Source organism: Staphylococcus croceilyticus, assembly GCF_002902575.1.
Taxonomy (GTDB): Bacteria; Bacillota; Bacilli; order Staphylococcales; family Staphylococcaceae; genus Staphylococcus; species Staphylococcus croceilyticus.
Genome location: NZ_PPRD01000074.1, coordinates 1 through 11618 on the forward strand (window position 1 = coordinate 1; position 11618 = coordinate 11618).

Below are 11618 nucleotides of genomic sequence, written 5' to 3' on the forward strand. Positions count from 1 at the left end.
AGTCAACATCAACGAGTGAAAGTGACTCAGACTCAGCAAGCGCAAGCACGTCAGACAGTGAGTCAGCATCAACAAGCGAAAGTGACTCAGACTCAGTAAGTACAAGCACATCAGACAGTGAGTCAGCATCAACGAGTGAAAGTGATTCAGAGTCAGTAAGTACAAGCGACTCAGAAAGCGAAAGTGATTCCGATTCAGCAAGTGCAAGTAACTCAACATCACAAAGTGATTCACACACAGAAAGTCATACAAACTCAATGAGTACATCAGATTCAGGTTCACACTCAATGAGTCATTCCGACTCAAACAGTGGATCAACAAGTACAAGTGATTCAGACTCAGATAGTGGTTCAACATCACACAGTAATTCGTACTCAGACAGCTTTACTAATTCAACAAGTCATTCAAGTTCAGAAAGTGTATCAACGCATACAAGTGATTCAAATACGCATTCATCATCAATGAGTGTTTCAACTTCAGACTCAAATAGTGGTTCAACATCAATGAGTACAAGTGAATCAACAAGTACAAGTACATCAGAGTCTCATAGTCGTGGTTCAGAGGTTCATAGTAATTCTCAACATCAAGATGCTAAAGATGATTTACCAGATACTGGTGAAAATGAGTCAAATACTTCTGGAATTATTTCTGCGGTAACTGCAATGTTAGCGGGATTAGGTTTATTAAGAAGATCACGTAAAAATAAAAAAGATAAAAAAGATAGAGGATAAGGACATTAATTAGCTCATTTTGAAAAGTAGCCAACTTTTCATAAATGAGGGAAAGGTGAGGTGAGCACTCAAAGGCACACCTTACTTTTCCTTTTCAAATAATATCTCAGAAACAATTTGAGATAAGACTTTGATAATTAGGATCATGCTTAATGTCCTTTCTAAAAATAAAAAGAGGCTAAAGCATAATTAATTGGTTACGAACTAATAATTGAAACCAAAAAAATTAATGTCTTTAGCCTCTTTGATATAATAAAAAAGACTTTAATTTTAAATATCGGGTGGAATTATGTTTAAAAAACAAGAATATAAGATTTTATACAAAAGAATCATATTCACGTGTTTCATTTTAATTATCTATATTTTAGGGAGCAATATTTCGATTGTTGGTTCAAGTGGAGTTCGTGAAGATAATGACACCTTTTTTAAGTTAGCTATTTCTAACGTAGGAGGAGACCTAACAACTTTAAATATCTTTTCCTTAGGCTTAGGCCCCTGGTTAACCTCAATGGTTATTATTATGTTATTGAATTATCGAAATGTAGATAAAATGGCTAAGCAAACACGTTCTGAAAAACATTACAAAGAGAGGATCATCACTATATTATTCGCGACTTTCCAAAGTTATTATGTAATTAACACATATATTCATAATAATTTTATTAAAAATGCGAACATCATTTTATTAATGTTGATTCTGATAACAGGAACGATGTTTTTAGTGTGGTTAGCAGATCAAAATATTACTTATGGAATTGCAGGCCCGATGCCAATCGTGTTAATGAGTTTAATCAAGTCGTTATTTCACAATCAACATTTTACAAAGTTAAATATTAGTACGACTTTGCTTGTATTAGTCGTCTTAACACTTATCATCGCGCTTTTCTTCTTACTGTTCATAGAATTAACAGAATATCGCTTAGATTATAAAGATATTATGAATAATTCGACTGAAAAGACACCAACATATCTAGCGTGGAAGTTAAATCCTGCGGGAAGTATTTCTATTATGATTAGTTTATCAGCATTTGTTATTCTAAGTAATTTGATTCATTTTATTGTGACAACAATCGATGAAAACATAGATTTAGGATTTTTAAGCTTTGCAAATCCAATTGGAATTACATGTTATTTTATTTTACAAATCTTTTTAAACTATTTATTATCGCGCTTTTTAATTAATACTAAGAAGAAATCTAAGGAATTTTTGAAAAATGGAAACTATTTCGATTCAGTTCAACCTGGTAAAGAAACAGAACGTTATTTGAATAAAAAAGCACGTCGTGTATGTTTAACAGGTGCGATGATAGTTGCTTGTATTCTAGCAATACCAATGTATTCGACACTATTTATTCCGAATATGTCTAAAGAAATTTATTTTTCAATGCAACTGATTATTTTGGTGTACATAAGTATCAATATTGGAGAAACGATTAGAACATATTTATATTTTGATCGTTATAAACAAATCTTGAATAAGTATTGGTAGGGAGAGAATTATGAAACAGTTTATACCTGCATGGTATGATTCAACTTATTGGTGGAATAGCACGGTTCAACCCTTTTACAGTAAAAGAAGAACAACAGAATTTGATGATATGGTTAGCCTCATGTCGATGCATATTCAAAATGAGGAGTCATTTCAAGCATTAATCTTGAATTATAATCCGATGTTACGGCTATTTTTACATCGACATCAACTTTACGAAATGTCTTATTGGTCTCTATTTGATGACATTCAAGGTGCTCAACAATGTACGCCCCAAGCGATTGATTATCGGGATTTGGATTGGTCTGAAGATACTGAATTTGTGTATACGCCGTTTCAAGTAATTGCTATTACTAGTCCCAATGCATATTCTAAGGTGATTTTTAGTCAAGAAGGTTACTTATTATGGATTGAAGATTATGAGTTCCATCAACGCCAACGTAAATTTATTTTTGATGATAGAGGATTTATTTCTGCGATAGATATTTATGAGAATAATCATGAAATTCCTCATCATCGTATCTATCTGAATGTGAGTGGCAATGCGATTATGACTCAAGATTTCAATACGCAAAAAATAATAATTCACTCAGACTTCGATAATCATTTTCGAAAAACAGAATATAAAACAATGGATGATTTAATTCATGAAAAATTATTAGACTACAATCAATCATATTTAGAAGAAAATGACAAAATTATTGTAGCAGCAGATAAGCGACATGATGCGTTAATCTCTCAAACATTTAAACCTAAAAATATTTGTTTCTCAGTGTTTAAACCACGTAACCAAGAGATGGATGATGAGCTACTAAACTCTATTACAAAGGCGCAACAATGTTTAATTGATACGCTAGAGAATGAACGTAAAGTTAAAGCGTATTTAGATAATCACGTTCAAAATCAACCATTTAATTATATGCGTGTAACACCATTTGATGCACAAGTATTACCCAATATAAGTAGTCAATTATATGATACCAATATAGGCGTTTGGATTGATGACCTTTTAGAGCAAGAGTTAAAAGATATCATGTCTCATTTAAAACGATACTTATATCAACATGAGCACACAAGGATTCATGTGTTAACTAGATTAAATAACAATGAGGTACCTCCATGGTTAAAAGATGAGATAACGCGCTTGAACGATTCTTTTAATACTGAGAATGAAGAACTGTCTCCAGAAGTTCGTGATATTTTAGAATCAGAACTTCAAACAACAGAAGTCATCAAAGTTATTTCCGTACCTTTTGAGGAGGATTTAATGAAAGCTATTTCTCAACTAAGAGTCGTTATAGATTTAAATCAAGAACCAGATTTATATTTGCAAATTTCAAGTATTAGTGCGGGAGTGCCTCAGATTAATTTACGCCAAACAGATTACGTTGAGCATGAGTTAAATGGATTAATTATTGAAACTTATGAACAACTAGGTATAGCGCTTGATTTCTTTCTAATAAATTTAAAAAATTGGAACTACTCTTTTGCGCATTCAATTAAATTAAGTCATGCGTTTAGTTCGCAATTTATTATTCAACAACTTGATTATTTAATTGCAGGTGAATATGATGGCACGTAAATTTAGAGTTTTACAAGTAGGTGGCCAAGATTTAGAATTACTTTTTGATAATAAAAAGGATGTGGAATGGGATTATTTAGATAATGCGGTGTTCCAGTTTGAGAGTGGCTATATTGAGGCCGTACAAGAGATTATTAATACTTATGGAAACTTCGACTTAGTTTTCGTTCAAACTTCACATTCACAAGCATTGATGGATTTATTGTATCTAGTCGCTACACCACATAATACTGTGATTGATGTGCATTATTGGTCATCAGAATTTGATAATGAAATGCTTGTTAAGACGAGATTAATTAAAAAAATAACGTACCATTCGGAAGAGGAGTTACATGACAAATTATTAGCTGTAACATTTCCCGGGCAATATGGCGATAGAGTTTCACCCATCAAAGCAGTAGTGAACCCTCATTTTCAAGGAGAGTATCATTATGAAGGTAATAAAGCGTTAGTGTTAGAAGGTGACTTTGGCAAAACGTTTAAGCCACTTTTAACTTGGACGCAAAACCTTGTGAATGATGAAGAAAAAGTGAATGAGATATGGCCTGAATATGATATAAATCAAGATGTTGAGATTGAATATACTTTAAGGATTACTCCAGCAAATTCAATTGATTATCCGATTCAAGAATTCCGTTTCCAACATAATCATTTAAATGAGCCGATTCGATTGCCACGTTTATCTTATCAAGCAAATATCAGTGTTTCACTGAAAGCGAAAGGCATTGGAAGAATACGTATTGGCTCAGTGCATAAGCGTTGGTCTCGCCTTGAAATGGGGCAATTTATTATGGGCGGCGAACGCTTTGCTGATGAGAATAGAGATGAGTTTATTCATTACTTTAATCCTGGTGATATGAAGCCACCACTTAATGTTTACTTCAGTGGTTATCGCTCAGCTGAGGGATTCGAAGGGTTCTATATGATGCAAAAGATGAATGCACCGTTTATTTTAATTGGTGACCCACGACTTGAAGGTGGTGCCTTCTACTTAGGTTCTGAAACATTTGAAAAGGGTATCCTAAACGTGATTAGAGATGCCCTTGATTTTTTAAATTTCGAGTCGCATGAACTCATCTTATCGGGCTTATCGATGGGATCTTTTGGTGCCTTATATTACGCAACGCAATTAGAGCCGACCGCCGTAGTCATTGGGAAACCATTAATTAATGTTGGTACTATCGCAAATAATATGAGGTTGTTACGTCCTAATGAGTTTGGAACGGCGAATGATGTGGTTCTTAAGAACGAAGGTGGTATTTCACAAGCAGATATTAACCGATTAGATACTCGTTTTTGGGAAAAGTTAAAAAATAGTAATCTCTCAAAAACAACATTTGCGATAGCATATATGGAACATGATGATTACGATAAAAAAGCGTTTCAATCGTTATCGCCTGTATTGAGTCAACAGCGTGCACATGTGATGAGTCGAGGCATTCCAGGGCGACATAATGATGACTCACCTACGATTACGAATTGGTTTAAAAATTTTTATCATCTTATTCTAAAAAATCAGTTTGGGAGAGATAGCCATGTCAGTACTTCATAATCACATAATATATTGGCGTCATATTAATAAGGAGACGTTTATGTACGGGACAAAATTACGCTTTGATTCAGATGTGACATATTTTGAGAATCCGTTAATGCCTTCAGGTACAGTTATTCATGACTGGCACATGATAACAAACTTTAATGTAAGAAAAACTGTCCCTTCTCTTCCAATATTGAAAAAAGGGCATTATTACCAAATAACATTAAATTATCAAGTAGAACCTCAAGGCGCTGCCTATATTAAACTAACGTTCTATCGTAAAAATGATACAGAACTTTCATATTTGATTATTAAAGACGATGTAACAAAATTTCAATTTCCTGCTGAGGCTTATGCTTACAAAATTGAATTAATTAATGCTGGCTTATCGGTTCTGCATTTTCAAAATATAAAAATTAAGGAAGTGATAGAGGACGAAAATGTTAAAGGTGAATTTCAAGATAAGTCGTCCTCAGCTTTAGAGGTTATTAACCGAGTACTATTTAAGACGAGAGTCTCGAATGGAGGTGGGCAAGATGGCTAATCATGTGAATGAGATGATTAATAACATACGCCTGAAGCGTGTGAAGAAGCGGTTAGCGGAGGTCAATCGTTATAGTGAGGCGTTTGAGCATTGTTCAAATGCGGAATTGCAAGGTAAGACTGCAGAATTTAAGAAACGCTTGGAACAAGAGAAGACGACGCTTGATAAGTTATTGCCTGAAGCCTACGCAACTATTCGTGAGGCGTCGAAGCGAGTGTTAGGGATGTACCCAAAAGAGGTTCAAGTCATGGGAGCCATTGTGATGCATCAAGGTAATATTGCTGAGATGCAGACAGGTGAAGGTAAAACGCTAACTGCCACGATGCCACTTTACTTAAATGCATTAACTGGTAAAGGAGCGTACTTAATTACTACGAATGATTATTTAGCAAATCGTGACTTTCAAGAGATGAAGCCATTGTATGAATGGTTAGGTTTAACTGCTTCACTCGGATTTGTAGATATTCCAGACTATGAATACGCAGAAGGGGAGAAACAGTTTTTATATAACCACGATATTATTTATACGACAAATGGACGTTTAGGGTTTGATTATTTATTTGATAATTTAGCTGATCATATTAATGCTAAATACCTACCAGAATTAAATTTTGCGCTGATTGATGAAGTGGATTCGATTATTTTAGATGCTGCGCAAACGCCACTTGTAATTTCTGGAGCACCACGTGTGCAGTCTAATCTATTTCAAATTGTGAAAATGTTTGTGGAAACACTAGTTGAGGATGGACACTTTAAAGTGAAAATGAATCAAAAAGAAGTATGGCTAACAGAGAAAGGTATTGAAGCAGCGAATCATTATTTTAAAGTAAATAATATGTATGACCCTGAGCATTTTGATTTAGTACGGGTCATAAATCTATCGCTACGAGCGAAATATTTATTTAAAGACAATCTTGATTATTTTATTTATAACGGAGAAGTCGTTCTAATTGACCGTATCACTGGGCGAATGTTACCTGGTACTAAGCTTCAATCAGGCTTACATCAAGCGATTGAAGCTAAAGAAGGCGTCGAATTATCGCAAGATTTAAGTGTAATGGCGACGATTACCTTTCAAAATTTATTTAAATTATTTAATAAATTTTCAGGTATGACTGGTACAGGTAAGCTAGGGGAGAAAGAGTTCTTTGATTTATATTCAAAACTTGTAGTTCAAATTCCAACTGATCATCCTGTTATTCGTGATGATAAGGAAGATAGAGTTTATGCGCAATCGAATGAGAAGAATCAAGCTATTCTTGAAAAGGTGATTGACATTCATAAAACTCAGCAACCGGTATTATTAATTACACGAACGGCTGAAGCGGCGGAATATTTTTCAGCGCAATTATTTAAACAACATATTCCAAATAATTTGCTGATTGCTCAAAATGTTGCGAAGGAAGCACAGATGATTGCGGAAGCTGGACAACTAGGAGCTGTCACGGTTTCAACAAGTATGGCTGGACGTGGTACAGACATTAAACTTGGTCCAGGTGTGCATGAATTAGGTGGCTTAGCAGTAATTATTAATGAACATATGGAAAATAGTCGTGTCGATCGACAATTGCGTGGTCGTGCAGGTCGACAAGGTGATCCAGGTGTTTCGCAAATCTATGTCTCTTTAGATGATTATATTGTGAAACGATGGAGTAATTCTAAATTTGCTGAAAACGAGAGAGTTAAGAAGGTCAATCCTGAGAAATTGCAGGCAAGTCCATTTTTCAGAAATAAAGTAAGAAACATTGTTAATAAAGCACAACGTGTATCTGAAGAAACGGCGATGCGTACGCGTGAAATGGCAAATGAATTTGAAAAAAGTATCGGAATTCAACGTGAACGCGTATATGAAGAGCGTGATCGTATCTTAGCAGTCCAAGACTTTAGCCAATTCAACTTTGACTCACTCGCAAAAGATGTCTTTGAGTATGATTTCAAGACGACAGGAATAAGTAGTGAAGATGATGTAGTCCATTATATTTATAACCAACTCAGTTTTAGTTTTAATGATAGTGATATTCGACAATATATCCAAACGCGCGAAGGGACGATTAATTATTTAATTAATCAATTCAATCAACAATTTCAACATAATTTAACTATTGCTGATGATGATTATGTCAAAATGCGTTTTATACAAAAATCCATTTTAAAAGCGATTGATGTCGCATGGATTAATCAAGTAGACCAGTTACAACAATTAAAAGCAAGCGTTAATAATCGTCAAAATGGACAACGTAATGCCATGTTTGAATATCATAAAGTGGCGTTAGAAACCTATGAAAATATGATTATTAAGGTAAAACGTGAAATTATTCGCAATTTATGTCAAAGCATCTTAATGTTTGATAAAGATGACGATTTAGTAATACATTTTCCTTAAAATGAGGTGCCTTTCAATGACAATTTATAATATTAATTTCGGTATTGGTTGGGCTAGTAGCGGTGTAGAATATGCCCAAGCCTATCGTGCCAAGCTATTAAGACAAACGAATCAATCCGCAAAGTTTATCTTTTTGGACTTCATTTCATCTGAAAATATTCAAACTTTAACATCAAATATGGGTTTTAAAGATGACGAAATTATTTGGCTTTATCAATATTTTAGTGATATTCCAATAGCACCAACTACGTATACTGTTGATGATTTAATTAAAGATTTAGGTAATCCGGTCACTGCAAGAGTGGAAACTGGAAAAGTCTTACGTTTATATATTGGTAACGATCAATCTTATGTGAGCTGTTATTTGAAAAATGAAGGTGAAAATGTGGTCGATCGTGCAGAATTTGTGGTTAATGGAATGTTGATTCGAAAAGATTATTATAGTTATGTGCGTACGTTCTCAGAATACTATGCTCCAAGCGAGAACCGCGCGAAATTATATATGCGCCAGTTCTATAATGAAGATGGTTCTATCGTATATAAAGAATATATTGATGGCGATTCTAGCGTCTATGTTTTCGATGATGCGCGTTTGTATAGTAAACAACAATTCGTTGCTTATTTCATGCAGAAATTAAATTTAACTGCGCAAGACATTGTAATTATTGATAGATCGACGAAAGTTGGTCAGGCTATTTTGGAAAATAAAGGCCCAAGTAAGGTCGGCATTGTGGTACACGCAGAACATTTTAGTGAAAATACCACAGATGACACACATATTTTATGGAACAATTATTACGAATACGTCTTTAAACAAGCCCCATATATTGATTTTTATATCACAGCTACAGATTTACAAAATAGAACATTATCTAATCAATTTAAACAATATACTGCACATCAACCGCGTGTCCGTACAATTCCAGTAGGAAGCTTACACCAATTAACGTATCCAAAACAAGAACGCCAACCTTATTCAATATTAACGGCATCACGTTTAGCAAGCGAAAAACATGTGGATTGGATAGTTAGAGCGGCAATTAAAGCGAAAAAAGAAGTTCCTAAATTAACTTTTGATATTTATGGATATGGCAGTGAAAGGGAAAAAATTGAAAAACTAATTACTGAGCACAATGCCCAAGACTATATCCAATTAAAAGGGCATGCAAAATTAGACGATATCTACCCTAAGTATGAATTGTTTGTTTCAGCATCAACAAGTGAAGGTTTCGGCTTAACATTAATGGAAGCGGTGGGTTCCGGTCTTGGCATGATTGGATTCGACGTAAATTATGGTAATCCAACGTTTATAAGAGATGGTAAAAATGGTTATCTTATTCCAATAAATCAAGACAAACAAAATGTTGATAAAATTACAGATAACATGGCTAAAAAAATAATTCAGTATTTTAATAATGGACCTAAACAAGCACACGACAAATCTTATGAAATTGCGACACCATTTAAAACTGAAAGTATTACGCAAAAATGGCAAAATTTAATTGATGAGGTGCTATATGATTAATTTATTCGAACGCTTTGATACAGCATCACAAAAACTTAAACAATCGCTTCACCTTGCGGGTTATGATCACTCAACAATTGTAATGGATGATGACGGCTTTTTACCTGATGATGTGCTTTCACCGTATCGCTTTTTTGCAGAATATCGACGTTTAGATAATGATAAACCGGCGTTTTTCAATGATGTACAAGTTCCGCCATTTTGGGAAATTAAAGGAAGTAATGATTATGCAGAAGTGATTGATAATGGCATTGTGAGAGGGCGTATTTTTTACCGTAAACATTTCAAAACGCGTATTGTTAGTTTTGTAGAATGGTTTGATCCGAATGATCATTTACGTTCTGTCGATTACTACACGAAAGATGGTTTTAAATTTGCAACGACAGTATATGATTTAGAGAAGAAACCAATTGTCAAAACATATATTAATCGCGAAGGAAAAGAAGTATTATATGAAAACTTTGTCACAAAAGATATTGTCCTAGATTGGAAAGGACAGTCGCATTTCTTTGCTTCAAAACATGATTTTATTATTTTCTTTCTAAAACAATTGAAAGTAGATTTATCTAAAATCATCATTAATTCATTAGCTACACCATTTTTTGTAACGTATCATTCCGACATTATTGAAAAAACGGTACTTTTCTGGCAAGAACAAAGTGGTGGCAATGTCCCGGGAAATATGAAATTATTGTTAAATAATTCAGCGCAACAAAATACGATAATTATTCCAGATAAAAATGAATATCAAAGCATTATTGAAAATATTGAATCACAATATCGTCCATCCATCTCACAATCTGGATATCTGTACGATTATCAGAAAAATAATAAATATTCAAAACGAATACTCAATTTAACTAATTCTGATGACATTCCAAATATCGAAATATTAATTCAAAACCTACCAGAATTTGAATTTCATATAGGCGCTATTACCGAAATGTCAGATAAATTAATGGATCTTGATCAATATCCAAATGTGACATTATATCCAACTATCACTAAAGCGATGACTGGCGAGTTATTCCATTCATGTGATATTTATTTAGATATTAATCGTGGTGGTGAAATTTCAAATGCTATAGAGCGAGCAATGATAAGTAATCAATTAATTCTAGCTTATGATGAAACAGCACATCGTCGTGAATTTATCGCTGGAAATAATATAGTTTCACAAACTGACCACGCGCAATTAACAAATATCCTCACTGACATTGGGACAGAGAAAAATCATTTTAAAGAAAGATTAGAACATCAAAAACAACAAAATAATAAAATAGATAAACGTGCATTTAAGAAAGTGTTAAATCATGCGATGAAATAGTTATATTAAATAAAGCTTCTAAACAGTGGAGGAAAACTTTGTAAAGTATTGGTCTCCCTAGTTTAGAAGCTATTTTGATTTAGATATATATAAGTTTTAACTAGCTTTTAACTGACGTAAAGATAAATATGTCATCGAAATTGATAAAAGAATTAAAATAGTAAGCCCAATTATTATGTTTGGAGTTGAATCTAGTGACATCGATGAACTAATGATTGCTATGCTAAATCTATAGCTTAAAGTGGTAGGTATAAGGGCTGCAAAGGGCGCAGGGATTAAAATCATTGATAATAACGTTATGCCAATAGTTATAACAATTGAAATGATATAGTTGTTAAACACAATTAATGTAAAGATGGATAAAGGAATTAAAAAAATAGAAAGTAACAAATTTAAAAACGTGAAACTAATGGAGATATGTACTAAATCAATAAAATTTCTATTATTAATTAAATATAATGCTAGAATCAAAGTTAAATTGATAGTATAAATCACAAAGC

The 11618-nt window shown here is 33.4% G+C and carries 9 protein-coding genes; 8 read left to right on the forward strand and 1 reads right to left on the reverse strand.

From position 1 onward, the window contains the following. From CD128_RS09030 to gtfB, 8 genes are all read left to right on the forward strand, one after another. Nucleotides 1-731, forward strand: a 731-nt coding sequence (locus CD128_RS09030) for an LPXTG cell wall anchor domain-containing protein (protein ID WP_231917288.1), incomplete at its 5' end; no start/stop codon positions are given. A 289-nt stretch (nucleotides 732-1020) separates the two neighbouring features. Next, a complete protein-coding gene (gene secY2, locus CD128_RS09035; RefSeq protein WP_103329635.1) occupies nucleotides 1021-2220 on the forward strand; it encodes an accessory Sec system protein translocase subunit SecY2 in 1200 nt (399 codons plus the stop codon). Between the two features lie 10 nt (nucleotides 2221-2230). Continuing rightward, nucleotides 2231-3802, forward strand: a complete 1572-nt coding sequence (gene asp1, locus CD128_RS09040) for an accessory Sec system protein Asp1 (protein WP_103329636.1) — start codon at nucleotides 2231-2233, stop codon at nucleotides 3800-3802. After that, entirely contained in the window at nucleotides 3792-5354 is a 1563-nt protein-coding gene (gene asp2 / locus CD128_RS09045; RefSeq protein WP_103329637.1) for an accessory Sec system protein Asp2, read from the forward strand. Before asp1 ends, asp2 begins: the two co-directional genes overlap by 11 nt. Further along, nucleotides 5338-5883: an accessory Sec system protein Asp3 gene (gene asp3, locus CD128_RS09050; RefSeq protein WP_103329638.1), complete on the forward strand. Its 546-nt coding sequence runs from the start codon at nucleotides 5338-5340 to the stop codon at nucleotides 5881-5883. The genes asp2 and asp3 overlap by 17 nt, the downstream gene beginning before the upstream one ends. After that, a complete protein-coding gene (gene secA2, locus CD128_RS09055) occupies nucleotides 5876-8266 on the forward strand; it encodes an accessory Sec system translocase SecA2 (protein ID WP_103329639.1) in 2391 nt (796 codons plus the stop codon). The genes asp3 and secA2 overlap by 8 nt, the downstream gene beginning before the upstream one ends. 16 nt (nucleotides 8267-8282) lie before the next feature. Next, nucleotides 8283-9791: an accessory Sec system glycosyltransferase GtfA gene (gtfA, locus tag CD128_RS09060; RefSeq protein ID WP_103329640.1), complete on the forward strand. Its 1509-nt coding sequence runs from the start codon at nucleotides 8283-8285 to the stop codon at nucleotides 9789-9791. Next, nucleotides 9784-11118 (forward strand): accessory Sec system glycosylation chaperone GtfB, encoded by a 1335-nt coding sequence (gtfB, locus tag CD128_RS09065; RefSeq protein WP_103329641.1) that lies wholly within the window; start codon nucleotides 9784-9786, stop codon nucleotides 11116-11118. The genes gtfA and gtfB overlap by 8 nt, the downstream gene beginning before the upstream one ends. Before the next feature lie 96 nt (nucleotides 11119-11214). On the opposite strand, the gene CD128_RS11880 is transcribed toward gtfB, so the two are convergent. Beyond that, nucleotides 11215-11618, reverse strand: a 404-nt coding sequence (locus CD128_RS11880; protein WP_231917291.1) for a hypothetical protein, incomplete at its 5' end; no start/stop codon positions are given.

Bases quoted from the DNA above. Each gene is read 5' to 3' on its own strand.
- asp2 (WP_103329637.1), top strand. From the start codon at position 3,792: ATGGCACGTAAATTTAGAGTTTTACAAGTAGGTGGCCAAGATTTAGAA.
- secY2 (WP_103329635.1), top strand. From the start codon at position 1,021: ATGTTTAAAAAACAAGAATATAAGATTTTATACAAAAGAATCATATTC.
- asp3 (WP_103329638.1), top strand. From the start codon at position 5,338: ATGTCAGTACTTCATAATCACATAATATATTGGCGTCATATTAATAAG.
- secA2 (WP_103329639.1), top strand. From the start codon at position 5,876: ATGGCTAATCATGTGAATGAGATGATTAATAACATACGCCTGAAGCGT.
- asp1 (WP_103329636.1), top strand. From the start codon at position 2,231: ATGAAACAGTTTATACCTGCATGGTATGATTCAACTTATTGGTGGAAT.
- gtfB (WP_103329641.1), top strand. From the start codon at position 9,784: ATGATTAATTTATTCGAACGCTTTGATACAGCATCACAAAAACTTAAA.
- gtfA (WP_103329640.1), top strand. From the start codon at position 8,283: ATGACAATTTATAATATTAATTTCGGTATTGGTTGGGCTAGTAGCGGT.